This is a genomic window from Micromonospora parva, assembly GCF_040649675.1.
Lineage (GTDB): Bacteria > Actinomycetota > Actinomycetes > Mycobacteriales > Micromonosporaceae > Micromonospora > Micromonospora parva.
Map to the genome: position 1 here is coordinate 209,739 of NZ_JBEZFX010000002.1, position 26,322 is coordinate 236,060.

At 72.3% G+C, this 26,322-nt stretch carries 23 protein-coding genes; 7 read left to right on the forward strand and 16 right to left on the reverse strand.

Annotation, left to right across the window (positions count from 1 at the left end; genetic code table 11):
• Positions 1–30: 30 nt before the first annotated feature.
• The 7 genes from AB0C03_RS06175 to AB0C03_RS06205 form a co-directional block, all read right to left on the reverse strand.
• Positions 31–840: an SAM-dependent methyltransferase gene (locus AB0C03_RS06175; protein WP_210858465.1), complete on the reverse strand. Its 810-nt coding sequence runs from the start codon at positions 838–840 to the stop codon at positions 31–33.
• A gap of 169 nt (positions 841–1,009) precedes the next feature.
• Entirely contained in the window at positions 1,010–1,519 is a 510-nt protein-coding gene (locus AB0C03_RS06180; RefSeq protein WP_357634860.1) for an NUDIX domain-containing protein, read from the reverse strand.
• A 49-nt stretch (positions 1,520–1,568) separates the two neighbouring features.
• On the reverse strand, positions 1,569–2,210 hold the full coding sequence (locus AB0C03_RS06185) for an SRPBCC family protein (RefSeq protein ID WP_210866772.1): 642 nt from the start codon (positions 2,208–2,210) through the stop codon (positions 1,569–1,571).
• A complete protein-coding gene (locus tag AB0C03_RS06190; protein WP_030327423.1) occupies positions 2,210–2,575 on the reverse strand; it encodes an ArsR/SmtB family transcription factor in 366 nt (121 codons plus the stop codon). The genes AB0C03_RS06185 and AB0C03_RS06190 overlap by 1 nt, the downstream gene beginning before the upstream one ends.
• Before the next feature lie 28 nt (positions 2,576–2,603).
• Positions 2,604–4,688, reverse strand: coding sequence for a xanthine dehydrogenase family protein molybdopterin-binding subunit (locus AB0C03_RS06195; RefSeq protein WP_357634864.1), 2,085 nt, complete (start codon positions 4,686–4,688; stop codon positions 2,604–2,606).
• Complete coding sequence (locus AB0C03_RS06200) at positions 4,685–5,668, reverse strand: FAD binding domain-containing protein (RefSeq protein WP_357634867.1); 984 nt, start codon at positions 5,666–5,668, stop codon at positions 4,685–4,687. The genes AB0C03_RS06195 and AB0C03_RS06200 overlap by 4 nt, the downstream gene beginning before the upstream one ends.
• Positions 5,665–6,162: a 2Fe-2S iron-sulfur cluster-binding protein gene (locus AB0C03_RS06205; RefSeq protein ID WP_210866808.1), complete on the reverse strand. Its 498-nt coding sequence runs from the start codon at positions 6,160–6,162 to the stop codon at positions 5,665–5,667. Before AB0C03_RS06205 ends, AB0C03_RS06200 begins: the two co-directional genes overlap by 4 nt.
• A gap of 126 nt (positions 6,163–6,288) precedes the next feature.
• On the opposite strand from AB0C03_RS06205, the gene AB0C03_RS06210 reads away from it, so the two are divergent.
• Positions 6,289–6,876: a nucleotidyltransferase family protein gene (locus AB0C03_RS06210; protein ID WP_307857924.1), complete on the forward strand. Its 588-nt coding sequence runs from the start codon at positions 6,289–6,291 to the stop codon at positions 6,874–6,876.
• A 52-nt stretch (positions 6,877–6,928) separates the two neighbouring features.
• On the opposite strand, the gene AB0C03_RS06215 is transcribed toward AB0C03_RS06210, so the two are convergent.
• The 5 genes from AB0C03_RS06215 to AB0C03_RS06235 all read right to left on the reverse strand — a co-directional run bounded on the left by AB0C03_RS06215 (position 6,929) and on the right by AB0C03_RS06235 (position 12,307).
• Positions 6,929–7,597, reverse strand: coding sequence for a TMEM175 family protein (locus AB0C03_RS06215; protein ID WP_210866768.1), 669 nt, complete (start codon positions 7,595–7,597; stop codon positions 6,929–6,931).
• 110 nt (positions 7,598–7,707) lie between these two features.
• Positions 7,708–9,084 (reverse strand): GH1 family beta-glucosidase, encoded by a 1,377-nt coding sequence (locus AB0C03_RS06220; protein ID WP_210862402.1) that lies wholly within the window; start codon positions 9,082–9,084, stop codon positions 7,708–7,710.
• Positions 9,085–9,113: 29 nt separating this feature from the next.
• The gene (locus AB0C03_RS06225; protein ID WP_203122170.1) at positions 9,114–9,953 is read right to left on the reverse strand and encodes a carbohydrate ABC transporter permease; all 840 of its coding nucleotides are present in this window, start codon (positions 9,951–9,953) and stop codon (positions 9,114–9,116) included.
• Complete coding sequence (locus AB0C03_RS06230; protein WP_357634873.1) at positions 9,946–10,938, reverse strand: carbohydrate ABC transporter permease; 993 nt, start codon at positions 10,936–10,938, stop codon at positions 9,946–9,948. The genes AB0C03_RS06225 and AB0C03_RS06230 overlap by 8 nt, the downstream gene beginning before the upstream one ends.
• 70 nt (positions 10,939–11,008) lie before the next feature.
• A complete protein-coding gene (locus AB0C03_RS06235; protein WP_210866045.1) occupies positions 11,009–12,307 on the reverse strand; it encodes an ABC transporter substrate-binding protein in 1,299 nt (432 codons plus the stop codon).
• Between the two features lie 236 nt (positions 12,308–12,543).
• Between AB0C03_RS06235 and AB0C03_RS06240 the strand changes: the two genes are divergently transcribed.
• Positions 12,544–13,743 carry an ROK family transcriptional regulator gene (locus tag AB0C03_RS06240; RefSeq protein ID WP_210866046.1) on the forward strand — a complete coding sequence of 400 codons (1,200 nt, stop codon included), beginning with the start codon at positions 12,544–12,546 and terminating at the stop codon, positions 13,741–13,743.
• Between the two features lie 229 nt (positions 13,744–13,972).
• Positions 13,973–16,606, forward strand: a complete 2,634-nt coding sequence (locus AB0C03_RS06245; RefSeq protein WP_210866047.1) for a discoidin domain-containing protein — start codon at positions 13,973–13,975, stop codon at positions 16,604–16,606.
• Positions 16,607–16,721: 115 nt separating this feature from the next.
• Here the strand turns inward: AB0C03_RS06245 and AB0C03_RS06250 are convergent, their stop codons facing one another.
• On the reverse strand, positions 16,722–18,044 hold the full coding sequence (locus AB0C03_RS06250; protein WP_210866048.1) for a flavin monoamine oxidase family protein: 1,323 nt from the start codon (positions 18,042–18,044) through the stop codon (positions 16,722–16,724).
• A gap of 279 nt (positions 18,045–18,323) precedes the next feature.
• Between AB0C03_RS06250 and AB0C03_RS06255 the strand changes: the two genes are divergently transcribed.
• The 3 genes from AB0C03_RS06255 to AB0C03_RS06265 all read left to right on the forward strand — a co-directional run bounded on the left by AB0C03_RS06255 (position 18,324) and on the right by AB0C03_RS06265 (position 21,101).
• Complete coding sequence (locus AB0C03_RS06255; protein ID WP_357634879.1) at positions 18,324–18,683, forward strand: YciI family protein; 360 nt, start codon at positions 18,324–18,326, stop codon at positions 18,681–18,683.
• 2 nt (positions 18,684–18,685) lie between these two features.
• Positions 18,686–19,894 carry an RNA polymerase sigma factor gene (locus tag AB0C03_RS06260; protein WP_357634882.1) on the forward strand — a complete coding sequence of 403 codons (1,209 nt, stop codon included), beginning with the start codon at positions 18,686–18,688 and terminating at the stop codon, positions 19,892–19,894.
• Between the two features lie 73 nt (positions 19,895–19,967).
• On the forward strand, positions 19,968–21,101 hold the full coding sequence (locus AB0C03_RS06265) for a carboxylate-amine ligase (RefSeq protein ID WP_357634885.1): 1,134 nt from the start codon (positions 19,968–19,970) through the stop codon (positions 21,099–21,101).
• A gap of 28 nt (positions 21,102–21,129) precedes the next feature.
• On the opposite strand, the gene AB0C03_RS06270 is transcribed toward AB0C03_RS06265, so the two are convergent.
• Together AB0C03_RS06270 and AB0C03_RS06275 are read right to left on the reverse strand one after the other, a co-directional pair.
• Positions 21,130–22,914, reverse strand: a complete 1,785-nt coding sequence (locus AB0C03_RS06270) for an N-acetylglutaminylglutamine amidotransferase (protein ID WP_210866052.1) — start codon at positions 22,912–22,914, stop codon at positions 21,130–21,132.
• 144 nt (positions 22,915–23,058) lie between these two features.
• Positions 23,059–23,490 (reverse strand): MarR family winged helix-turn-helix transcriptional regulator, encoded by a 432-nt coding sequence (locus tag AB0C03_RS06275; protein ID WP_030327447.1) that lies wholly within the window; start codon positions 23,488–23,490, stop codon positions 23,059–23,061.
• 97 nt (positions 23,491–23,587) lie between these two features.
• On the opposite strand from AB0C03_RS06275, the gene AB0C03_RS06280 reads away from it, so the two are divergent.
• Positions 23,588–25,366, forward strand: coding sequence for an ABC transporter ATP-binding protein (locus tag AB0C03_RS06280; RefSeq protein WP_357635509.1), 1,779 nt, complete (start codon positions 23,588–23,590; stop codon positions 25,364–25,366).
• 58 nt (positions 25,367–25,424) lie between these two features.
• On the opposite strand, the gene AB0C03_RS06285 is transcribed toward AB0C03_RS06280, so the two are convergent.
• Positions 25,425–26,252 carry a TetR family transcriptional regulator gene (locus AB0C03_RS06285; RefSeq protein WP_030327450.1) on the reverse strand — a complete coding sequence of 276 codons (828 nt, stop codon included), beginning with the start codon at positions 26,250–26,252 and terminating at the stop codon, positions 25,425–25,427.
• Between the last annotated feature and the right edge of the window lie 70 nt (positions 26,253–26,322).

Genomic DNA, 26,322 nt, shown 5'->3' on the forward strand with positions numbered 1-26,322 from the left:
ACCGGGGTCGACGGCCGGGCAGTCCCCGCGTCAGCGCGCGCGGGCGACCCCGCAGTAGCCATCCACCGCGGACGCGGGCCTGCTGTCGGTCCGCCAGTGCCCCAGCGGCACGACACCAGGCCGGACGAGGTCGAGACCGTCGAAGAACGCCGTGAAGTCCGCGACCTCGCGCAGGTGGTACGGCAGAGCACCGCTTTCGTTGTACTGCCGATGCGACTCGATGGCCCGCTCGCTGGTAGCCGTACCGTCGGACATCGCCAGAAAGCTCCCCGACGGTAGGGACGAGACCAAAGCGTTGACGATGGCCCGCGCCTCGGCCGGCTTCTCGACGTGACCCATAACGCCCAGCATCATCAGCGCGATCGGCTCACCGAAGTCCAGTGTCTCGCGGGCATCGTGGACGATCGTGTCCACGTCGTGCAGATCGGCGTCGACATACTGGGTGGCGCCCTCCTGGCTGCTGGTCAGCAACACCCGGGCGTGCGCGAGAACCATCGGGTCGTTGTCAACGTAGACGACGCGCGCCTGTGGCGTGATCCGTTGGGCGACCTCGTGGGTGTTATCGGCTGTGGGTAGGCCGGTACCGATGTCGAGGAACTGGCGGATCCCCGCCTCTGCGGCGAGATAGGTCACCGCTCGTCCGAGAAACGCGCGCGAATACCGTGCGGCCTCGACGATTTCCGGGAAGACCGACTGTACCTGTTGGCCGACCTCGCGATCCGGGGCGAAGTTGTCCTTACCGCCGAGCCAGTAGTTCCACACCCGTGCCGAGTGCGGCACTGTCGTGTCCAGTTTGGCGGCCGAACCTCCCACCGGCTGCTCAGCTTGGTCCTGCGACATGTCGTCTCCCCTTACCAGCCATACGACGTCGAGGCCGTAGCCTAGCGGCGCGGCGGCACCCGCATGGTCCTGGCGGATCGACCAAACCCTTGTCCCCTGCTGCCTGGTGGCGGCAAAGGCATGGTCAGAGTCGTCAGGCCACCCGCTGCGGTCGGTGCCGTCGGTGCCGTCAGGAGGTGGGTGTCAGGAACTCGGCTAGGACGCGAGTGTGGGTGGAGAACGCCAGCTCGACGGGGTCGGTGAGCACCAGCCACTCGGTGGCCTCGTCGGTCGGTGCCGACGGGGGCAGGTCCTCGGCGGCCCGTTCGGGCAGCACTCCGAAGATCATCATGGTGCCTCCCGCCGGCGCGCCGTGCACCGCGAACAGGCGGGCGTCCTCGGCCGCCGCGATCAGGCCGGTCTCCTCCCGCAGCTCCCGGACGAGTGCGTCGGACCACTCCTCGCCGTACTCGATGAAGCCGCCGGGCAGCGCGAGCAGGCCTCGGGCCGGCTCGATGTCCCGGCGGACCACCACCACACCCAGGCCCTCGGCCGTGCGGACCGGCAGCACCGCGACCGCCACCGGCAGCGGGTTGCGCCAGACGGTCTCGCCGCAGACCGCGCAGACCCGTGGCCAGCCGGCGGCCGCCGGGTAGGCGGCGCCGCAGAAGGAGCAGTGCGAGTACGGCGTGCCGGTCATGCCGCAGCACGTTACTCCGATCCCCGCCCCAACCGCCGCGCCGCCGGGCTCAGGCGGCCGGGGTGCCGGTGTAGAAGGCGGTGGTGCGTTCGGCGGCGGCCTTCGCCTCGTCGGCGTCGGTGCCGGCGGCGATGCTCGCCTCGCACCACAGTTGGCTGCTCAGCTCCATGGCCCGTCGCCCCTGGGCGGAGGCGGTCCACTCGGCGCCCTGCTCGGGGGTGATTCCGCTGCCGTCGCCAGCCAGGTGCGAGGCGAGGCCGAGCAGCCCCAGGTCCCAGCCGACACCGACCGCGCCCGGGCCGAACTGGGCCCACCGGTCCTGGTCGACGTGCGCGATGTGGTCCAGGTCGAGCCGGGCCCGATCCCCGTCAACCGGGGTGATCCGTACCTCGATCCAGCTCACCTCGCCGCCCATCTCCCAGGTGGCGGTGAAGCGGTGCGGCGGCTCGCAGCTTTCGACGGTGCCGTTCGCGTTGCCCTCAAGCTGGTACGTGCCGCCCAGCCGCAGGTCGCCGGAGATCGGCAGGAACCAGCGCGGGATGCGCTCGGCGCTGGTGCAGGCGTCCCACAGGTCCTCGGCCGTCGCCTGGTAGGTCTGACTGATGGTGGTGACCCGCGCCTCGCCGGCTTCCAGGGTGCGGCTGCCGACGGTGCGTTGGACGGCGTTGATCTGCTCGGTGGCGTCGAACATCAGGTGTTCCTCTCGTCGGATGGGTCGGCGGGCCCACGAAGGCGACGCTCGCGTCGGCCTCGGGCCAGCTCGGTGGCGAGTGCTGCCAGGGGTGGGGTCCAGAACCGGCGGAAGTGCTCCAGCCAACCGTCGACCTCGCGCAGTGGGCGCGGGTCGACCGCGTAGAGCCGCCGGGTGCCCTGCGCCCGCACCGTGGCGAAGCCGTTGTCGCGTAACACCTTGAGGTGCTGGGACACGGCGGGCTGGGAGATGCCGAACTCCTCGCGGATGACCGCGCTGACCGCGCCGGCGGGCTGCTCGCCGTCGGCGAGCAGCTCCAGGATGCGGCGCCGGACCGGATCGCCCAGCACGTCGAAGGCGTGCACGACGACAGTTGTATCACTGACGACTTATTTAAGCCAAGCCCGATACTCCGACGAGTTTGTCCAGCCGGATCGGCAGCTCCCGGATCCGCACGCCGGTCGCGTGGTGCACCGCGTTGGCCGCCGCCGCCGCCGCACCGACGATGCCGATCTCGCCGATGCCCTTCACCCCGGCCGGGTTCAGCTCGTCGTCCCGCTCGTCCAACCAGTACGCCTCGATGGACTCCACATCCGCGCAACCGGTGATGTGGTAGGTGGCCAGGTCGTGGTTGACCCAGTCGCCGTACCGCTCGTCGAGCAGGCCCTCCTCGTGCAGCGCCATCGACAGCCCCATCGTCATGCCGCCGATGAGCTGGCTGCGCGCCGTCGTCGGGTTCACCACCCGCCCTGCCGCGAACACGCCGAGCATCCGGTTCAGCCGCACCTCGCCGGTGTCCGCGTCGACCCGCACCTCGACGAACTGCGCCCCGTACGCGTACCGGGGCCGCGTCGGCTGACCGCCCACCTCCTCGGCGGTGTCCGCCTCGGCGGTCACCTCGTCGGTCGGCGGCCCGCCGTCGCGCAGCTTCTCGCGCAGCGCCTCAGCGGCCCGGATCACCGCCCAGCTCCAGCTGGAGGTCCCCATCGACCCCCCGGCCACCGGGGCGTTCGGCAGGGCGCTGTCGCCGATGCGGATCTCCACCCGCTCCGGCGGCACCCCGAGCGCGTCGGCGGCCACCTGCCAGATCGCCGTCCGCGCGCCGGTGCCGATGTCGGTGGCGTTGACCCGCACCAGGAAGCTCCCGTCGGGCCGGGCGGTGGCCGTCGCCGCGCACGGCCGGGCCCGGGCCGGGTAGCTCGACCCGGCCACCCCCGTGCCGATCAACCAACGCCCGTCGCGCCGGGCCCGGGGAGACGGATCACGGCCGGCCCAACCGAAGCGTTGTGCCCCGTCGCGCAGGCAGGCCACCAGGTTGCGGCTGGTGAACGGCTGCCCCTGGTCGGGGTCGATGTCGGTGTCGTTGCGGACGCGCAGCTCGACCGGGTCGATGCCGACGGCCACGGCCAGCTCGTCCATCGCCGACTCCAGGGCGTACGCGCCTGGGCACTCGCCCGGGGCGCGCATCCAGAACGGCGTGGGCACGTCGAGGCGGGCCAGCCGGTGCGTGGTGCGGCGGTGCGGCGCGGCGTACATGCTGCGGGTGTAGACGGCGGTCTGCTCGGCGAACTCGTGGATGGTGGAGGTCTGGCTGATCGCGTCGTGGCAGATGGCGGTGAGTCGACCGTCGGTGTCGGCGGCGAGGCGGACCCGCTGGATGGTGGGGGTGCGGTAACCGATCGGCCCGAACATTTGCTGGCGGGTCAGCGCCAGCTTCACCGGGCGGTCCACGTGTCGGGCGGCGAGGGCGGCGAGCACCACCGCGGCCTTGGCGTACCCCTTGCTGCCGAAGCCGCCGCCGACGTGCTGCGCGACGACCCGGACCGACTCCGGGGGCAGCTCGAACAGCTCGGCCAGTGTGGCCTGGACCTGCGACGCGCCCTGGTTGGAGTCGTGCACCAGCAGCCGCCCGTCGCGCCACTGCGCCGTTGTGGCGTGCGGCTCCATCGGGTTGTTGTGGTACGCCGGAGTCCGGTACGTGGCGTCCACCCGCACCGGGGCGGCCGCGTACCCGGCGTCGAAGTCACCCTCGGCGGTGTCCGTCGGATAACTGGGATTGACGTGGTCCGGCTTGTACAGGCCCGGGTGGTCGTCGGTGAGGACAGTGCTGTGCGGGCCGGCGTCGTAGTCGATGCGGACCAGCCGGGCACCCTCGCGGGCCGCCTCCAGGCTGGTGGCCACCACCACCGCGACGTACTCCCCCCGGTAGTGCACCAGCGGTTCCTGCAACAGCCACAGCTCCGGCTGCTGGCCGGGCGCGATCCGGGGCGCGTTGCCGTGGTGCAGCACGGCCAGCACGCCGGGCGACGCCAACGCCGGGGTGGTGTCGACCCGGGTGATCCGGCCCCGCACCACCGTCGACGGCACCGCCCAGCCGTAGGTGACCCCGTCCACCGGGTACTCCACCGCGTACCGGGCCGTCCCGGTGACCTTCTCGCGGCCCTCCAGCCGGGGGTACGCCTGGCCGACGGTGCTCACGACGACGCCAACTCGGTGAGCGCCCGCACGGTGATGGCCCGGGTCAGCGGCAGCTTGAAGCCGTTGTGCCGCAGCGGGCGCGCCTCGGCCAGCTCCGCGTCCGCCGCGCGTGCCGCCAGCTCCGGGCTGAACGGGCGGCCGCGCAGCTCCTCCTCGGCCCGGTACGCGCGCCACGGCCGGTGCGCGACTGCCCCGTACGCCAGCCGCACGTCGCGGACCACGTCCCCGTCGAGGTCCAGCACCGCGGCCACCGACCCGGCGGCGAAGGCGAACGAGGCCCGGTCGCGCACCTTGAGGTACGTCGAGCGGCGCGCGGCCGGCAGCGGCGGGACCCGGACGGCGGTGATCAGCGCGCCTCGGGCGAGGGTGGTCTCCCGCTCCGGGTGGGTGCCGGGGGAGCGGTAGAGGTCGGCGATCGGAATGTCGCGGGCGCCATCGGACTCGTGCACCTCCACCACCGTGTCGAGGGCGGCCAGCGCGACGGCCAGGTCCGACGGGTGGGTGGCCACGCACTGCTCGGACCAGTCCAGCACCGCCAGGTCGCGGTTCTGCCCGTGCAGGGCGGCGCAACCGCTGCCCGGCTCCCGCTTGTTGCACGCCTTGCCGGTGTCCTGGAAGTAGACGCAGCGGGTGCGCTGCAACAGGTTGCCGCCGGTGGTGGCCATGTTGCGCAGCTGCCCGGAGGCGGCGGCGAGCAGGGCACGGGCCAGCACCGGGTAGTCGCGGCGCACCACCGGGTGGGCCGCCAGGTCGCTGTTGCGGACGGTCGCGCCGATCCGCAGCCCGCCGTCGGGCAGCTCCTCGACGGTGTCCAGCGGCAGCCGGGTCACGTCCACCAGCACGTCGGGGCGTTGCACCCCGAGCTTCATCAGGTCCACCAGGTTGGTGCCGCCGCCCAGGTAGGCGGCCTGCGGTTCGGCCGCCAGCACGGCGACCGCCTCGGCCACGTCGGCCGGCCGGTGGTAACGGAAGGCCCTCACGACGACGACGCCGCCTCACGCACGGCCGCGACGATGTGCGGGTACGCCGCGCAGCGGCACAGGTTGCCGGCCATCCGCTCGCGGATCTCCGCGTCGGTCAACGCGGCGGGCGTGCTCAGGTCGCCGGTGACGGCGCTGGGCCAACCTCGGGAGACCTCGTCGAGCATGCCGCGGGCGGAGCAGAGCTGCCCGGGGGTGCAGTAGCCGCACTGGAACGCGTCGTGCGCGATGAAGGCGGCCTGCAACGGGGACAGCTCGTCCGGCCCGGCCAGCCCTTCGACGGTCACCACCGACCGGCCGTCCACGGTGACCGCGAAGATCAGGCAGCTCTTCACCCGGCGGCCGTCCAGCAGCACGGTGCAGGAGCCGCACTGGCCGTGGTCGCAGCCCTTCTTCGCCCCGGTCAGGTCGAGGTGCTCGCGCAGCGTGTCGAGCAGTGTGGTGCGGTTGTCCAGGGTGACCCCGCGGGACACGCCGTTGACCTCGACCGTCACCCGGGACGAGTGCCGCTCGTCGATCGTCGTCGTGTTCTCCGCTCCGCCCCGCACCGGCCCAGACTAGCTTTGTCGGTATATCTCAGGGCGAATAACGCAAAGCCGTTCGTACGGGAGGTGACGGCGGTGACCGCGGGACTGCTGCTGGCCGCCGGCGCCGGCCGGCGCTACGGCGGGCCGAAGGCGCTCGTCGAACTGGGCGGCGAAACGCTGGTGCGGCGCGCGGTCCGACTGCTCGCCGACGGCGGCTGCGCACCCGTGCACGTGGTGCTCGGCGCGGGCGCCGACGGGGTGCCCGACCTGCCCGGCGCGGTGCCGGTCCGGCACGACCGCTGGGCCGACGGGCTGGGCTCGTCACTGCTGCGGGGCCTTGCCTCGCTGCCGGCCGACGTGCCGGCCACCGTCGTGGTCCTCGTCGACCAGCCGCTGCTCAGCCCGGTCGCGGTGCGCCGGGTGCGCGCGGCGTACGTCGACGGCGCGGTCGTCGCGGTCGCCACCTACGCCGGCCGCCCCGGGCACCCGATCCTGCTGGCCCGGCGGGCCTGGCCGCTGCTGAGCGGGTACGCCGTCGGCGACCGGGGCGCCCGCGACCTGCTGCGCGACCGACCGGACCTGGTGGTCGAGGTGCCCTGCGACGACGTTGGCTCCCCGGTCGACGTGGACACCCCGGCCGACCTGCGCCGACTGACGCGGCGGCCGACCTGCGCCGACTGACGCGGCGGCCGGCACCGGGGGCCGGCCTGACACCGGGGACCGCTTCGGCCGGTCAGCGACGGGTGAGCCAGCGGGGCAGCCCCTCGCTGGTGACCGCGTGATAGGCGATCATGGCGATGACGCCGATCAGGCCCAGCACCGGACTGACGAACCAGCCGAGCAGACCGCTGAGCCCGTACAGGATCAGGCCGGTGATCGGCCGCAGCCGCTGCGTCCGCACGTACCCGGGGGTGACCTGACGGTCCAGCAGCGCCGGGTGCCGGTGCAGATAGCCGAAGAACACCAGCCAGGGGGCCGACATCAGGGCTGCGGCCAGGGCGTACAGGGCGACGGCAGCGCGTTGGTCGTCGGTGTCGCCGTGGGTGAACGCCGACGCCAGCACCGCCGTGGGGAAGGGAATGATCACCGCGCCGAACAGCACGGCGAGGTTGATCCAGCTCAGCGCGAGGGTGGTGCCACGGATCAGCCGCAGCAGCGCGTGGTGGTTGAGCCAGAGCACCCCGATGTAGACGAAGGACACCACGAAGGCCAGGTAGGAGGCGCCCTCGTCGAGCAGACCGGTGAGCAGCTCGCCCTCGTGGTATTCCGGCACCCGCAACTCGATGACCAGCAGCGTGATGACGATGGCGAAGACACCGTCGCTGAACGCCGTCATCCGGTCGGTCGGGGAGACCCGCCCCCGGGGACCGGGCTGCTCGACCTCGTCGGGTGCTGCGGACATTGCCGCAGGCTAGCCACTGGGCAACGCGGCTCGCGGCGGTTTCGGCCGATCGGTACGGCAACGGCCGCCCGGGATCGACACCCGAGCGGCCGTTCCCGTACCGCCGACGGTCAGGCCACCGGTGCCGCGCTGCCGGTCGTCCGGGCGAGCCGCTGGTGGGCACGGATCAGCTCGGCGTAGCGCAGACCGCTCGCCTTCACCGTCCGGCGCTGGGTGGCGTAGTCGACGTGCACCAGCCCGAAGCGCTTGTCGTAGCCGTACGCCCACTCGAAGTTGTCCAGCAGCGACCAGACGAAGTAGCCGTCCAGGGGAACCCCCCGGGCCACCGCCGACGCGCACGCGGCGAGGTGCTGCTCCAGGTGGTCGGTGCGCTCCTTGTCCTCCACCGTGCCGTCCGGGGTGACCTCGTCCGGCCACGCCGAGCCGCTCTCGGTGACGATGATCCGGCCCGGCCGGTACTCCTCGTGCACGTCGACGAGCAGCCGCTCCAGCCCCGCCGGGTACATCTCCCAACCCATCGCGGTCTCCACCGAGCCGGGCACCGGCACCTGCCGGGCGTACGGCGCCGCGCCCGTCGGGTCGTCGACCACCAGCTGCCGGAAGTAGTAGTTCACCCCGAGAAAGTCCGTCGGCGTGGCGATCGTCGCCAGGTCGTCGCCGCGTACCGGCGGCTCGACGCCGTAGGTGGTGATCATGTCGGCGGGGTAGCCCCGCCCGTGGATCGGGTCCAGCCACCACCTGTTGACGTGCCCATCGGCCCGGCGGGCCGCCGCGACGTCCTCGGGCCGGTCGGTCGCCGCCTCGATCGGGCTGAGGTTGAGCACCAGACCCACCGACGCCGGCCGGGCCGCGTTGGCCCGAATCGCCTGGGTGGCCAGGCCGTGCCCGAGCAGCACGTGGTGCGAGGCGTGCACCGCGCGGGTCAGGTCCCGCTCGCCGGGGGCCATGTTGCCCTCCAGGTGCCCGATCCAGCACACGCAGAGCGGCTCGTTGACGGTGCACCAGTCGGCGACCCGGTCACCGAGGCGGCCGGCCACCACCGCCGCGTAGTCGGCGAACGCCTCGGCGGTGGCGCGCTCGGGCCAACCGCCCCGGTCCTGCATCACCTGCGGCAGGTCCCAGTGGTAGAGGGTGACGAACGGCCGAACCCCGTCGGCGAGCAGCGTGTCGACGAGCCGGTCGTAGAAGTCCAGCCCGGCGGCGTTGACCCGCCCGACACCGTCGGGCATGACCCGGGGCCAGGCCACCGAGAAACGGTACGCGTCCACGCCGAGGCGGCGCAGCAGCGCCAGGTCCTCCGGCCACCGGTGGTAGTGGTCGCACGCCACCGCGCCGGTGTCGCCGTTGTCGACGTTGCCGGGAGTCGCCGAGAAGGTGTCCCAGATGGACGGTGCCCGGCCGTCGACGTCGACGGCCCCCTCGATCTGGTACGCCGCCGTGGCGACACCCCAGAGGAAGTCGGGTGGCAGCTTGGACAGGTCGGGCACGGGTCGGTTCTCCTCTGGGGTTGGGTGGTTCACTTGACCGCGCCGGCGGTGAGGCCGGCGACGAAGTACCGCTGCAGGGCCAGGAACCCGACGACGACCGGGATGCTGACCACCAGCGAGGCGGCCATGATCTGGTTCCAGTAGACGTTGAACTGGGTGGAGTAGCCCTGCAGGCCGACGGCCAGGGTGCGGCTGCCCTCGTCGGTCATCACCGAGGCGAAGAGCACCTCACCCCACGCGGTCATGAACGCGTACACGGTGACCGCGACGACGCCGGGCACGGCGGCCGGCAGGATGACCTGGAACAGGGTGCGCAGCGGGCCGGCGCCGTCGACCTGCGCCGCCTCGTCCAGACCCCGGGGGATCGAGTCGAAGTAGCCGACCAGCATCCAGATCGAGAACGGCAGCGAGAAGGTCAGGTACGTGATGACCAGGCCGGTACGGCTGGCGTACAGCTCGATGCCGGTGGCGTTGCCCAGGTTGACGTAGATGAGGAACAGCGGCAGCAGGAACAGGATGCCGGGGAACATCTGGGTGGACAGCACCGTCACCGAGAACACCCCCCGGCCCCGGAAGCGGTACCGGCTGACCGCGAACGCGGCGAAGATGGCCACCGCCACCGAGCAGACCGCCGCGATGCTCGACACCACCAGGCTGTTCACCAGGTACCGGGCCAGCGGCACGGTGCTCCACATGTCGATGAACGGTTGCAGGGTGGGCCGGCTGGGCCACCAGGTGAAGCCGTTCTGCACGTCCTGCAACGGCTTCGCCGCCGAGGTGACCATCACGTACAGCGGGATGACGACGAAGAGGGCGAGCAGGGTCAGCACGATGCGCCGGCCCCAGCGCTCACCGGCGGTCTCACGCATGGTCGTCCCTCCGACGGTTGGTGATCAGCAGGTACGCGGCCGAGACGACCAGCAGGAACAGCAGCAGCGCCACCGACATCGCCGACCCGGAGCCGAAGTCCCAGGTCTTGAAGGAGCTGCGGTAGATGTGGATGGAGATGAGGTCGGCCTGCTCCGGCGCGGAGCCGCCGAAGAGCACGAACGGGGTGTTGAAGTCGTTGAACGTCCACAGGAACAGCACCAGCAGCAGCACCAGGTTGACCGGCCGCAGCATCGGCAGGGTGACCGAGCGCAGCCGCCGCCAGAAGCCCGCGCCGTCGATCGCGGCGGCCTCGTACAGCTCGCCCGGCACGTTCTGCAGCCCGGCCATCAGGCACAGGAACGCGAACGGCCAGTTGCGCCAGACCGACACCACCAGCAGCGAGGCGAAGCTGTTGTCGCCGATCAGCCAGAACGGCCGGTCGTTCATCAGCCCGAGCTGGTCCACGAGGACGTGGTTGACCAGGCCGGTGTCGCGTTGCAGCAGGAAACTCCAGGTGATCACGGCGGCGTAGACCGGCAGCGCGTACGGGGTGAGGAACAGCGCCCGCAGGATCGCCCGGCCCCGGAACGGCCGTTGCAGGACGACCGCCGCGGAGATGCCGAGCAGCCAGGCGAACCCGACCGAGAGCAGGCTGTAGGCCAGGGTGACCCAGAACGAGTGCAGCAGTTCCTTGCCGGCGGCGCTGTTCAGGTCGAGCGTCGCCCGGTAGTTCTCCAGCCCGATGAAGGGCGCGGTGGACCAGTCGCGGATGTGGAACTGGGTCAGCTCCAGCAGGCTCATCCAGACCCCGACCACCATCGGGATCACGTGGATGGCGAGTTCCAGCACGACGGCCGGTGCGAGCAGCAGGTACGGCAGGAGCGAGCGGCGCGGGCCGCGGGGCCGGCGGGCCGGCTCCCGGGCCGGCGACCCGGCCCGGGGTTCGCGCCGGTCGGCGTCCGGCGCGGTGGTGCTGGTTGCCATCGGGGTCCTCTCGGAGGCGGTGGCCGTGGCCGGGCTCAGCGCCCGACCACGGCCACCGGTGCCGCCTGGGTCAGCGCATCTTCTGCTGCGCGTCGGTCAGCTTCGCCTTCACCGACTCCTCGGTGACCGGCTTGCCGCTGGCCGCGTCGGCGAACAGCTCCTTCATCGCGGTGCCGACCAGGGTCTCGAAGGTGCTCTCGTCAGGCACCTGCGGCAGCGGGGCCGCAGTGGTGACCAGCGTCTCCTGGATGGTCTTCTGCTCGGTGGCGCTGAACGCCGGGTCGGAGGCGGCGGTCTTCACCGCCGGCAGCGAGCCGTACGTCTTGTTGAGGATCGTCTGCTCCTCGTCGCTGGTCATGAACTTCACGAAGCTCAGCGCGCCGTCCTTGTTCTTGGTGTGCTTGAAGACCGCCATGTTGATCCCGGCGACCATGCTGTTGACCTTCTTGCCGCCGGCCGGAGGGTTGGCCAGGAACGGAACCGGGGCCACCCCGTACGCGTCGGCGGGCATGTTCTGCGTCTTCAGGTTCGACCCGGCGGACTGCCACAGCAGCATGGCGGCCTTGCCGTTGGCGAAGTCGGAGACCGACTGGTTCTGCGCGTACTCGGCGTTGCTCGGGTTGGTGATCTTGTCAGCGGCCATGAAGTCGATGTACCGCTTGATCGCCGAGACGTTCTGCGGGGTGTCGAAGGTCGGCTTGCCGGCCGAGTCGAACCACTCGCCGCCGTACTGCTGGCTGAAGGTGAAGGCGTGGTGCGCGTTCTCCGACGGGTTGGCCCCTTCGATGGCCAGGCCCCACTTGCCGCCGGTGCTGAGCTTCTTGCCGTACTCGGCGAGCTGCTCCCAGGTGGTCGGCGGCGCGGTGATGCCGGCGTCGGCGAACGACTTCTTGTTGTAGTACAGGCTGTACGCCATGCTGTAGAGCGGCACGGCGGCCGGCGGCTTGCCGGGCGCGCCGGCGGCGGCGAGCGCGGCGGGCACGATCCGGTCCTTGCCGCCGACGGCCTGCAGGGTGGCGTCGTCGAACTCGACGAGCGCGCCGGTGGCCTGCAACGACGCCGACCAGGTGTTGCCGATGTTGACCACGTCCGGGCCCTTGCCGGAGGCGGCGGCCGCGAGCAGCCGGTTGAGCAGGTCCGACCAGGGGACCACCTCGACGGTGACCTTGATGCCGGTCTGCTTCTCGAACTTGTCCAGCTCGGGCTGGAGGATGGTCTTGTCGGCCTCCAGGCTGGCGCCCTGGTTGCTGGCCCAGTAGGTGAGCGTCTTGGGCGATGCGGCGGAGTCGTCGCCGGAGCCACCGCAGGCGGTCAGCGAGGCGGCGGCCAGTACGGCGGCGGTGAATATCCCGAGGTGTCGTCTCGACACGGGTCAGCCCTTCCGGTGCGTGGTGGGGGTCCGCTGGCCTTCGTCGCCGATAGGGGTCGGGCGGCGGGGGCCGGCTGCGGGCAGGGTTTCGGGGGTGCGCCGTCGGGGTCCGTCGGCGTTTCCCGGGAGTTACATCACGGCTTAATTTATGTCGTCATTAAAGTTGCTGGCCGGTGGGTCGTCAAGCACGAGGCGGTTACAGTCGCCTCGAACGGCCGACGGGAACGAGGTGACGAGTGGAGCTGGCGCGTGCCACCAACCGCAGCGTGCGGCTGCGCAACCGGTCCGCCCTGCTGACCAAGCTCTTCCTGGACGGCCCGCTCACCCGGCAGGACCTGGTGCGCAGCACCGGGCTGAGCCAGCCCGCGGTCAGCAACGTGGTGGCCGACATGATCGACGAAGGGCTCGTCGCCGAGGCCGGGGCCGCCGAGTCCGACGGCGGCCGGCCCAGCATGCTGCTGCGGATCGAGCCCCGCTTCGCCTTCGTGGTCGGCGTGGACGTCGGCGAGACGCGGGTCCGGATGGAGCTGTTCGACTTCGCGATGACCCTGCTGGCCAGCGTCGAGTACCCGCTCGACCCGGCCCGCACCGAGCCCGACCTGGTGGCCGGGCACGTGCTGGCCGGCATCGACGCGCTGACCGGCCAGGCCGGGGTCGCCCCCGGCGACGTGCTCGGCGTCGGGATCGGCGTCTCCGGCGTCGTCGAGCAGGGCGTCGAGGCCGTGGTGCACGCCCAGGCCCTCGGCTGGGACCGGGTGCCGCTGGAGCGCCTGATCGGCGCCGGCACCGACGTGCCGCTGCACATCGACAACGGCGCGAAGACCCTCGGTCAGGCCGAGATGTGGTTCGGTGCCGGTCGGGGCGCCCGGCACGCCGTCTTCGCGCTTGTCGGCTCCGGGGTGGGAGCGTCGGTGGTGACCAACGGCGTCACCTACCGGGGGGCGTCCAGCAGCGCGGGGGAGTGGGGGCACACCACCCTGGTGTACGGCGGCCGGGCCTGCCGGTGCGGCGCGCGCGGCTGCCTGGAGGCGTACGTCGGTGCGGAGGCGATCATCGACCGCTACCGAGAGGCGCGTCGGGGTCGCGCCGTTCCGGGCGAGGACGAGGAGTCCCAGCTCGCCGCGCTGGTCGCCGCCGCGCAGACCTCGGCCACCGCCCGACGGGTCCTCGATGACACCGCCGGTTACCTGGGCGCGGGCGTGGCCAACCTGATCAACCTGTTCAACCCGGAGCGCGTGGTGCTCGGCGGCTGGGCGGCGATGGCCCTCGGTGACCTGCTGCCAGCCGTGCGGGAGGCCGCCGGTCGGCAGGCGCTGCGCCAGCCGTACGAGCAGGCGTCGATCGAGCTGTGCCGGCTCGGGGTGGACGCGGTGGCGCTGGGTGCGGCCACCCTCCCGATCGCCCGCTTCCTCACCGAGGGTGGCGTCCGCCGCTGAGCGGGGGCGACCGCGCGGGCGGCCAGCAAATTACCCAAAAAGAATCCTCGGGATAAATAACGAAGTTATAGATCGATGTCTTGACGCCGTCGCAATCTCGCCGCAACACTCCTACGAGAGCGCTCTCCTCCCTCGGTGTCGCGTCGGCGGCGACACCATCCACGGCGCTACGGGCGCGCCCGATCCCCTCCGCGTGGCAACCCGTAACCCCCTAGCGACAGGCGATGTCATGACATCTCGTGCTACATCCGTACGCCCGCGTCCCCGGGTCGTCCGACACCTGCTCGTCGGGCTCACCGTGGCCCTGGTCGCGGCGCTCACCCCGGCCGTGGCCAGCGCCCCCGCGCAGGCCGCGCCCACCCTGCTGTCCCAGGGCCGCCCCGCCACCGCCTCGTCCACCGAGAACGCCGGCACCCCGGCCTCCGCCGCCGTCGACGGCAACACCGCCACCCGCTGGGCCAGCGCGTTCAGCGACCCGCAGTGGCTCCAGGTCGACCTGGGCGCTCGCGCCACCATCAGCCAGGTCAACCTGCTCTGGGAGGGCGCCTACGGCCGGGCCTTCCAACTCCAGACCTCCGACGACGGGGCCACCTGGACGACGATCTACTCCACCACCACCGGCACCGGCGGCACCCAGAACCTCACCGTCACCGGCGCCGGCCGCTACGTGCGGATGAACGGCACCGCCCGGGGCACCGGCTACGGCTACTCGCTCTGGGAGTTCCAGGTGTACGGCGAGAGCGGCGGCAGCACCCCCACCTGCGGCAGCACCAACGTCGCACAGGGCAGCCCGGCCACCGCCTCGTCCACCCAGGACGCCGGCCTCGCCGCGTCCGCGGCGGTCGACGGCAACCCGGGCACCCGCTGGGCCAGCGCCGCCAGCGACCCGCAGTGGCTGCGCGTCGACCTCGGCAGCACCCGCACCATCTGCCGGGTGGTGCTCACCTGGGAGGCCGCGTACGCCCGGGCCTTCCAGCTCCAGACCTCGACCGACGGGACCACCTGGACCACCATCTACTCCACCACCACGGCCACCGGCGGGACGCAGTCCCTCACCGTCGCCGGCAGCGGCCGCTACCTGCGGATGTACGGCACCGCCCGGGGCACCGCCTACGGCTACTCGCTGTGGGAGCTGGCGGTGAACACCACCGGCGGGGGCACCAGCGAGCCGCCGGTCGGCACGACCGACCCGTACAACCCCAACCTCGGCCCGAACACCTTCGTCTTCGACCCGAGCACACCGACGTCGACCATCCAGAGTCGACTGAACACCCTCTTCACCCAGCAGGAGACCAACCAGTTCGGCCCGCAGCGCTACGCCGTGCTGTTCAAGCCCGGCACCTACACCGCCGACGTCAACCTCGGCTTCTTCACCCAGGTCGCCGGCCTCGGCATGAGCCCCGACGACGTCAACCTCAACGGCCACGTCCGCACCGAGGCGTTCTGGATGGGCGGCAACGCCACCCAGAACTTCTGGCGGGCCGCCGAGAACTTGTCGGTCACCCTGCCCGCCGGGCAGACGGTGGAGCGCTGGGCGGTGTCCCAGGCCGCGCCGTACCGGCGGATGCACCTTCGTGGCGCGCAGAACCAGATCCAGCTCTGGAACGGCGGTGACGGCTGGTCCAGCGGCGGCCTGCTGGCCGACACCCGCATCGACGGCCTGGTCGTCTCCGGCTCGCAGCAGCAGTGGTACTCCCGCAACAGCGAGTTCGGCAACGGCTGGACCGGCTCGGTGTGGAACATGGTCTTCCAGGGCGTCGTCGGCGCCCCCGCGCCGAGCTTCCCCAACCCGTCGCACACCGTCATCCCGCAGACCCCCCAGGTCCGGGAGAAGCCGTTCCTGTACGTCGACGGCAGCGGTGAGTACCGGGTCTTCGTACCGGCGCTGCGCACCAACTCCACCGGCACCAGCTGGTACAACAAGACCCCGGCCGGCTCGTCCATCTCGCTGTCGCAGTTCTACGTGGTCCAGCCGGGCACCAGCGCCGCCACCATCAACGCGGCCCTCGCCCAGGGGCGGCACCTGCTCTTCACCCCGGGCGTGCACCACGTCACCGAGCCGATCCAGGTCAACCGGGCCGACACGGTGATCCTCGGCCTCGGTCTGGCCACCATCCAGGCCGACAACGGCGCGGTGGGGATGCGGGTGGCCGATGTGGACGGCGTGAAGGTCGCCGGCATCATGTTCGAGGCCGGCACGACGAACTCCCCGGTGCTGATGGAGGTCGGGCCGGCCGGTTCGTCCGCGAGCCACGCCACCAACCCGACCTCGCTGCACGACGTGTTCTTCCGCATCGGCGGGCCGCACGTCGGCAAGGCCACCAACACCCTGACCGTCAACAGCGACAACGTGATCGGCGACCACATGTGGCTGTGGCGGGCCGACCACGCCGCCAGCGGCGTACCGACCGGGTGGACGCTGAACACCGCCGACACCGGGCTCACCGTCAACGGCGACAACGTCACCATGTACGGCCTCTTCGTCGAGCACTACCAGAAGTACCAGACCATCTGGAACGGCAACGGCGGGCGGACGTACTTCTACCAGAACGAGCTGCCCTACGACGTTCCGAACCAGGCGGCCTGGATGAACGGGTCGACCCGGGGCTACGCCGCGTACAAGGTCGCCGACTCGGTGACCAGTCACCAGGCGTTCGGACTGGGCAGCTACAGCTACTTCAACGTCAACCCCGCGGTGGTCGAGGAACGGTCCTTCGAGGTGCCCACCAACCCGAACGTGCGCTTCACGAACATGGTCACCGTCTCGCTCGGTGGCGTCGGCACCATCAACCGGGTGATCAACAACGCCGGTGGCACCGCGAACGCGGCCAACCAGACGGTGTACCTGACCACCTACCCCTGACCCGGGCGTCCCGCGCCGACCCGAACGTCTGACGGACGGGTCGGCCGGGTCGCACCGTGGGCCGAGGCCGGCCCGGTCCCGCCGAGACCGGGCCGGCCACGGTCGCGTCCGCCGCTCAGCCGGCCAGCACCTCGGCGGCCGCCCGCTCACCGGCGCGCACCGCGCCCTCCAGGTAGCCGGTCCACCGGGTCGCCGTCTCGGTACCCGCCCAGTGCACCCGGCCCACCGGCGCCCGCAGCCGTGGGCCGTACGCGCTCCAGGCGCCGGGGGTGAGCGCGCCGCAGAAGCAGCCCCGCGTCCACTCCTGGGTCGTCCAGTCGTACTCGACGAGGTCGACGGGGTCCCCGGCGCGTGGTCCGAGCACCGCGGCGAACGCGTCCAACAGGCAACGGCGCCGCTGCTCGGGAGACATCTCGCGCAACACCGCGGCGTCCGAGGCGTAGCTGAACCCGGTCAACACCCCGAGCGGCGAGGTCGGCGTGGAGTTGTCGACCGTCTCGGTGAGCGGACCGGTGGTGCTGGTGGACACCCCGGAGAACCCGTCGGCGCGCCAGAACGGCTCCGGGTAGACGGCGTGCACCTTCAGCGCCGAACCCATCGGCATCCGCTGGGTCAACCCGTCGCGCTGCGCGGGCAGCGGCGGGGCGTACCAGATCCGGCCCGCCAGCGTCGGGGGCAGCGCCACCACCAGGAAGTCACCGTTCACGCGCCCGGTGTCGGTCCACGCCGTCACCCCGTCGACGCTCTGTTGGACGGCCCGCACCGGGGTGGCCAACGTCAGCACCCCCGGCGGCAGGGCGGCGGCCATCCGTTCGGCCAGCGCCGGCGGCCCGCCCACGATCCGGTCCTGCTGCGCGCCGCCCGCCATCCCCAGCAGCGGTCCGGTCCCGCCGCCGCTGCGCAGGTAGAACAGCAGGTGCAACAACGACACCTCGTCCGCGCCGGTGGCCAGCAGCCCGCCGGCGAGCACCCGCCCCAGGTAGTCGGCGGTGTCGTCGTCCCCGGCGGTGGCACGCAGCCAGCCGCCGAGGACCGTCCGGTCCCACTGCCCGGCCTCCGGCGCCTGCCAGGGCGCGGCCGGGTCCAGCCGGGCGGCGTACTCGTCGAGCAGGCCGAGAACCCGGGCAGCCTGCGCCGGCGGCTCGGCTCGACGCTCGCCGGCCCAGAGCACAGTGGGCGCGCCGAACGCCGCCGACGCGAACGTGGTCAGCCCGTGCTCGGCGACCAGCGCGTACATCCGATCCTGCGTCGGGCCGATCCACTGCGCGCCCAGGTCGAGTTGGGTGACGTCGGGCAGCCAGCGGGTCAACACCCGACCGCCGACCCGGTCGCGGGCCTCCAGCAGTCGCACCTGGGCGCCGGCACGGGTGAGTGCCAGCGCGGCGGCGAGCCCGGAGAAACCGGCGCCGACCACGACCACCCGCAAGGCGTCAGCCACGCCGGGGTCTACCCACAACTGTCGTCGCTATGACTGTCGGCTCCGGTCCCGGCACCGGCGGACGCGACCCCTGTCCTTCGTCCTTTGCTCTGCACCCACCGATGCGACACCTGGCCTGCGCCCCCGTCGCCTCCGCAGGTGCAGAGCAAAGGGCGCATCACCGCCGGGTTCGGGTCGGGCGCCGAGAATCTTCTGCCGACCTGTCGATTGGAACGGCGGCCGATCGTATGGAGGATGAGAGGTCGGCGAGCGGCCGGCCGTCCACCGCGAGGAGGAACGATGACGCTGTACCTGCTCAGCCTTCACCAGCCCCAGGGCGAGCTGCCACCGGACCCGGAGTTCCTGGCCGGGGTGATGCGTCAGCTCGCCGGTTTCCGCGACGAGTTGGCGTCCACCGGGTCGTGGGTGTTCGGGCAGGGCCTGCACGGCCCGGAGACCGCCACCGTGCTGCGCGCCCGCGAGGGCGGCGAGGTGCTGGTCACCGACGGACCGTTCGTGGAGGGCAAGGAGTACCTGGGCGGCATCACCATCATCGACGTGCCGGACCTGGACGCCGCGCTGGACTGGGGCCGCCGCTACGCGCTGGCGACCACCCTGCCGGTCGAGGTGCGCCCCTTCCAGGGCGGGGCCGGCGACTGACCGTGTCCGACGTGGAGGCGGTGTTCCGCGCGGAGTACGGCCGCGCGGTCGCCGTCCTGGTCCGCCTCCTCGGCGACATCGACCTCGCCGAGGAGGCCGTCCAGGAGGCCTTCGTCATCGCGGTGCGGCGGTGGCCGCGGAGCGGCCCACCACCCAGCCCGGCCGGTTGGATCATCACCACCGCCCGCAACCGGGCCATCGACCGGCGGCGTCGGGAGGCGTCCCGGGCGCACCGGCACGCCGAGGCGGCCCTGCTGTTCGCCGCCGACCCACCCGTCGAGGAGGGACCTGTGCGCGACGACCAGCTCCGGCTGATCTTCACCTGCTGCCATCCGGCGCTCGCCCCGAACGCTCGGGTCGCGCTCACCCTGCGACTGCTCGGCGGCCTGAGCACCGCCGAGATCGCCCGCGCCTTCCTCGTGCCGGAGCCGACCATGGCGCAGCGGCTGGTCCGCGCCAAGTCGAAGATCCGCAACGCGGGGATCCCGTACCGGGTGCCCCGCGACGCCGACCTGCCCGACCGGCTGCACGGCGTCCTCGCGGTGCTCTACCTGATCTTCAACGAGGGGTACACGGCCAGCGCCGGCCCGGACCTGGTCCGCGGCGAGCTGTGCGCCGAGGCGATCCGGCTGGCCCGGTTGCTGGTCGCGCTGATGCCCGACGAGCCGGAGGCGATCGGCCTGCTCGCCCTGATGCTGCTCACCGAGTCCCGCCGTGGCGCGCGGACCACCGCCACCGGCGACCTGGTGCCGCTGCCCCGCCAGGACCGGGGCCGGTGGGACGCCGGGCTGATCGCCGAGGGGCAGGCGCTGGTCCGCCGCTGCCTGCGCCGCGACCGCCCCGGGCCGTACCAGATCCAGGCCGCGATCGCCGCCGTGCACAGCGCCGCGGGGCGCGCCGCCGACACCGACTGGGCGCAGATCCTTGCGCTGTACGACCAGCTGACGGCGATCGCCCCCAGCCCGGTGGTGGCGCTGAACCGGGCCGTCGCGCTCGCCGAGGTGGCCGGTGCGGCGGTGGCGCTGGCCGAGGTGGACCGCCTCGATCTTCTCGGCTTCCACGTCTACCACGTGGTCCGCGCCGACCTGCTGGCTCGCCTCGGCCGGGGCGGGGAGGCCGTCGAGGCGTACCGGACAGCCGTCGCCCTGACGGACAACGCGGCGGAACGGGCCTTTCTCACCGCCCGCGCGACGGCCCTGGCGACGCCCTGACGGGGCGTTTGCCGCAGAGGTGGTCGGGAACCCCGACGCACCGGCCGGCCGCAGCAGGGTATGGGGAGGGGTCATGGCCTACCGTCCGACCGCCGTCGACACCGTGCCCGACCTGTCCATCCTCACGCTCGGCGTGGAGGAGGAGTACCTGCTGCTCGACCCGGACAGCGGCCGGAACCTGCCGGTCGCCGACCGGGTGCTCGCCGCGCTGAGCGGCACCGCCCGCGACCAGAGCCGCCAGGAGTTCCGGCACAGCATGGTGGAGATGGTCACCCCGGTCTGCGCCGACCTCACCGAGCTGCGCGCGCACCTGGTGGCGCTGCGCCGCTCCGCCGCCGAGGCCGCCACGGCCGCCGGGGCCCGACTGGTGGCGGTCGGCGCCACCCCGGTGGCCGAACCGCACCGGACCGTGCCCGACGAACCGCGCTACCACGCGATGTCCCGCCGGTACGGGCCGGTGGCGCACGACCCGGCGGTGTGCGGCTGCCACGTGCACGTCGGGCTGCCCGACCGGGAACTGGCCGTGCAGGTCTGCAACCACCTGCGGGTGTGGCTGCCGGTGGTGCAGGCGATCACCACCAACTCCCCGCTGCACGACGGGTACGACACCGGGCACGCCAGTTGGCGCTCCATGCAGTTGGAGCGGTGGCCCAGCATCGGCCCGACGCCGTACTTCGACTCCGTCGCCGACTACGACCGCACCGTCGGCGAGCTGATCGCCGCCGGCATCATGCTCGACGCGGCGATGGTCTACTGGTACGCCCGGCCGTCGTCGGCGTACCCCACCGTGGAGGTGCGGGTCGGCGACGTCTGCACCGCGGTGGACGACGCGGTGCTGGTCGCCGCGCTGGTCCGGTCCCTGGTGGCCACCCTCGCCGACGACGTCCGCGCCGGGGTCGACGCCCCGAACGTCCGGGACTGCCTGGTCGCCGCGGCGCACTGGCGGGCCGCCCACGACGGCCTCGACGGCGAGCTGATCGACCTGCGGGCCGGCGGTACCCGCCCGGCCTGGGCGCTCGTCGACGAACTGATGGCGGTGATCGCCCCGGCCCTGCTGCGCCACGGCGACCTGGGGTACGTGGTGGCGCAACTCGCCCGGCTCCGCCGGGACGGCACCGGCGCGACCCGGCAGCGGCAGGTGCTGGAGCGCGACGGGGACCTGCGCCTGGTCCTCGACGACCTGATCACCCGCACCGCCGCCAGCTGACCGCCCGCCGATGGCGGCGGACGACGGTTCAGCTGATGTCGTGCGTCTGCAGCCACAGCTCCAGCAGACCGAGCTGCCACAGTTTGTTGCTCCCGGCCGCCGCCTGCGCCCGGTCCGGCTCGGCGAGCAGGTGCGCCACGTACTCCGGGCGGAACAGTCCCCGCTCGCGGGCGACCGGCGCCTGCAACGCCTCGGCGACCATCTCGCGCACCGGGCCGTCCACGTTGCGCAGCGCCGGCACCGGAAAGTAGCCCTTGGGCCGGTCGATCACCTCGGCGGGCAGCACCTCCCGGGCCACCTCCTTGAGCACGCCCTTGCCGCCCTGGGCGACCTTGTGCTCCGGTGGGCAGTGCGCGGCCAGGGTGACCAGATCCTGGTCGAGAAAGGGCGTACGCACCTCCAGGCCCCACGCCATGCTCATGCTGTCCACCCGCTTGACCGGGTCGTCGGGGAGCATCAGGTGGGTGTCCAGGCGCAGCACGGCGTCCAGCGCGGTCTGCGCCCCGGGCGCGCCGAGGTGGCCGGTGAGCAGGTCCCGGCTGGCGTCCTGCTCCAGCGCGTACGCCGGGTCGACGATGCGGCGCAGCTCGTCGTGGTCGCGGTCGAAGAACGCGGCGGCGAACGTCTCGGCGGCCCCGTGCCGGGGCGCGTCGACCAGTGGCTGGTGGTAGCCGTAGCCGGCGAACACCTCGTCGGCCCCCTGCCCCGACTGGGCCACCTTCACGTGTTGCGCGACCTGTTCGGAGAGCAGGTGGAAGGCGACCACGTCGTGGCTGCCCATCGGCTCGGTCATCGCCAGCACGGCCCGTCGGACGGCGGGCACCAGGTCGCCGTCGGCGAGTCGGATCCGGTGGTGGTCGGTGTCGAACGCGCGGGCCACCAGGTCCGAGTAGTGGAACTCGTCGCCGGACTCGCCGCCGTGGCTGTCGAAGCCGATGCTGAACGTGCGCAGGTGTCGCTGGCCGGCCTCGGCGAGCAGCGCCACGATGAGGCTGGAGTCCAGTCCGCCGGAGAGCAGGACCCCCACCGGCACGTCGGCGACCAGTCGTCGGCGTACGGCCGCGCGCAGCGCGTCGCCGATCGCGGTCCGCCAGTCGGCGGCGTCCATCCCCGCGTCGGCGGGTTCCCGCACGTAGTCGGGCCGCCAGTAGACCTCCTCACGGCTGCGTCCGTCCGCCTCGATCACCCGCACTGTGGCCGGCGGCAGCTTGCGTACGCCGCGCAGCACGGTGCGTGGGGCGGGCACGATGGAGTGCCAGGAGAGGTAGTGGTGCAGCGCCACCGGGTCGATGCCGGTGTCCACGTCGCCGGCGGCCAGCAGCGCGGGCAGGGTGGAGGCGAACCGGAGCCGCCCCGGTGTCTCGGCGAGGTAGAGCGGTTTGATGCCGAGCCGGTCGCGGGCCAGGATCAACCGCCGCCGGGCCCGGTCGACCAGCCCGATCGCGAACATGCCGACCAGGTGGTCGACGAAACGTTCACCCCAGTGTGCGTACGCCACCAGGATCACCTCGGTGTCGCTGGTGGAGTGAAAGGCGTACCCGGCGTTCTGCAACTCCTCGCGCAGCTGCGGGTAGTTGTAGATGCAGCCGTTGAAGACCAGCGCCAGGCCCAGATCGTCGCGGACCATCGGCTGCCCACCGGCGTCGGACAGGTCGATGATGGTCAGCCGGCGGTGCCCGAGGGTCACCCAGCCGTCGGCGAACAGGCCCTCGTCGTCCGGGCCGCGTGAGCGCATCGCCTCGGACATCCGGCTGACCGCCGCCGCGTCGGGAGAGCGGCCGTCGAACCGTGCCTCCCCGCTGATCCCGCACATCAGGCGTTGCGGTGCTGGTCCAGGGCAGACATGGCCCCTCCTGTCAGGTCTCCCCGACTGGTGGTGGCGGGGCCCGGTGGGAACGGGCCGCTGGCTACCCGCGCATCGGGCCGACAAACCCGCAGGTGATCCCGCGCGGGCGGCTCAGTCGAGCAGAGTGCGCAGGATGCGGGCCAGCTCGTCTCGGTCGGTGTCGTCGAGGTGGCCGAAGAAGCGGTCCGCCTCGGCCCGGCGGGCGGCCCGGATGGCGGTGCTGACCCGGTCGCCCTCCTCGGTGAGCGCGACCAGGGTCGCCCGCCGGTCGGCCGGGTCGGGCCGACGCTCGACCAGGCCGCGGGTCTGCAGGTCGTCGACGACCTCGGTCGCCGAGCGCGGCGCGATGCGCAGATGCTCGGCGAGGGTGCCGGGTCGCACCTCGCCGTGCCGGGTCAGCACGCGCAGCGCCCGGGACTGGCTGGGGGTGATGTCCCAGGGTGCCAGCGAGTCCCGGGCCTGCCGGCGCAGCCGGGACGCCACCGCCCAGAACGTCTCCGCCAGGCTCTCGTCGTCGGCGCTGTCGGCGGTGTGCTCGGTCACCGGAATACGGTAGCAGGAGATGTGGTTGCTACCTCATGATGAGGTAACCTCAGCAATATCGTCGACGAAAGGCAGCACCCCCTTGGAACCCACCCCGATGGGCCGCGACCGCGGCCACCGCACCGTCAGCGCCGAAGAGAAGACGCAGGCCAGTCAGGTCTCCCTGCGCCGCATCGGTCGCCTGTTCACCCCCCACCGGCCCGCCCTGGCCGCCGTCACCGCGATCATCGTGGCCTCCTCGATCATCGCGATGGCCAGCCCGTTCCTGCTGCGTGCCGTGATCGACCGGGCCCTGCCGCAGGGCGACGTGACGCTGCTGGTCTGGCTGGTCCTCGGCATGGTCGCCGTCGCGGCGGTGACCTCCGCGCTCGGCGTCGTACAGACCTGGATCTCCACCCAGGTCGGCCAGCGGGTCATGCACCGGCTGCGCACCGACGTCTTCAGCCACCTTCAGCGCCAGTCGCTGGGCTTCTTCACCCGCACCCGCACCGGCGAGGTGCAGTCCCGCATCACCAACGACATCGGCGGCATGCAGTCGGTGGTCACCTCCACCGCCACCGCCGTCGCGGCCAACCTCACCACGGTGGTCGCCACCGCCGTCGCCATGGTCGCGCTCTCCTGGCAGCTCTCCCTGGTCTCGCTCGTGGTGCTGCCGCCGGCCATCTGGCTGACCCGTCGGGTCGCCCGGATGCGTCGCGAGATCACCGCCCAGCGGCAACGCGAACTCGCCGACCTCAACGTCACCGTCGAGGAGGGCCTGTCGATCAGCGGCGTACAGCTCGCCAAGACCCTCGGCACCGGCCCCGCGCTGATCGACCGTTTCACCGCCTCCTCGGAGCGACTGGTCGACCTGGAGCTGCGCAGTGAGCTGGCCGGCCGCTGGCGGATGGCCTCGATGAGCATCATCTTCGCCGCCGTACCGGCGGTCATCTACCTCGCCGCCGGACTGCCCGGCACCGCCGGGACGCTGAGCATCGGCACCCTGGTCGCCTTCACGGCCCTGCAGGGCGGCCTGTTCCGCCCGCTGATGGGCCTGCTCAACGTGGGCGTCTCGCTCACCGCGTCGCTGGCGCTGTTCGCCCGGATCTTCGAATACCTGGACCTGCCGGTCGACGTGGCCGACCCCGCCGATCCGGTCCGCCTCGACCCCGCCCGGGTGCGCGGTCACCTGCGCCTGGAAGACGTCACCTTCGGCTACCCGGCCAGCGACACCGCCGCCCTCGCCGGGATCACCCTGGACGTGCCCGCCGGCACCAGCCTCGCCCTGGTCGGCGAGACCGGCTCCGGCAAGAGCACCCTCGCCGGGCTGGTCAGCCGGCTGCACGACCCGACCGCCGGCCGGATCACCGTCGACGGCGTCGACCTACGCGACCTGCGCCTGGCCGATCTGGCCGCGATCGTCGGCGTGGTCAGCCAGGAGACGTACCTGCTGCACACCACAGTGCGGGAGAACCTGCGCTACGCCCGGCCGGACGTCACCGACGCCGAAATCGAGGACGCCGCCCGCGCCGCCCAGATCCACGACCTGATCGCCGGGTTGCCCGACGGGTACGACACCATGGTCGGCTCGCGCGGGCACCGGTTCTCCGGCGGCGAGAAGCAGCGCCTGGCCATCGCCCGGACGCTGCTGCGTGACCCGCGCATCCTGGTCCTCGACGAGGCCACCAGCGCGTTGGACACCGAGACCGAACGCGCCGTGCAGCGGGCGTTCGACGTGCTCGCCCAGGGCCGCACCACGATCACCATCGCGCACCGGCTCTCCACGATCCGCGACGCCGACCAGATCGCGGTGCTCGACCACGGCCGGATCGTCGAGGCCGGCACCCACGACAGCCTGCTGGACCGCAACGGCCGCTACGCCACCCTGGCGGCCTGACACCTGCCGGCCAGCCCCCGGCTCACAACAATCTCAAAACGTTCTTAGAACTGTCTCGTTATGGCGCGGTCAGGTGCCGGTAGACGGTGGCCCGCGAGACACCCAGCGCGGTGGCGATGGCGTCCACCGAATGGGTGCCCGCCTCGTGCATCCGCCGGGCCGCCTCGACCTGCTCCCGACCCAGCGCCGGAGGTCGTCCCGGCCGCCGCCGACGGGCAGCCGTCCCGCCGCCCGGCGCCGCGTCCGGCCGGCTCGCGGGGGCCAGAGCCGCGGCCGCCGGGTCCGCAGGGCGCACGGCTACGCCCGCCGCGTCGGCGTCCGGCGGATAAGCGGCGTCCGCGGCCGCTGTGGTCAGCAGGCGGCGTACGCCGTCGAGCATGTCGGCGCGCAGCACCTCGTCAGACACGTCGGTGAAGAAGACGATCGGATCGCTGCAGGCTGCCACCGCCTGCACCGCCCGGACCCGCTCCCGACGCCCGGCGTCCGGCCCCGCGATGAGGTCGTTGGCCCGCATCGCGATCACCATCAGCCGGTGGTACGTGTCGCCCCGGCCGACCAGCGCGATGTCGTGGAAGAGCATGCCGAGTGGCCGGCGGTGGGCGAGCATGACGTCCACCCAGCCCTCCAGCACCGTCCACCGGGCCTGGTCGGTCGGCTGTCCCTGGGCGGCGTCGAGCAGCCTCTCCAGGTCGGCCAGCAGCGGCTCGATCAGGGCGGCGAGCAGATGCTCCTTGGCCGGAAAGTGGTACAGGATCGCGGTCTTGGTCAGCCGCAGCCGCTCGCCGATCTGACGCAGCGAGGTGCGCTGGTAGCCGTGTTCGGCGAACAGGTCGAGCGCGGCGCGCAGGATCCGGGTGCGGGTGTCGTCCGCGGGATCGGCGGTCATGCCGGCCAGCCTAGCGACGTCCTGACCGGTGGGCACGATCACCGTTGATTCCACTGACCAACGGTCAGTA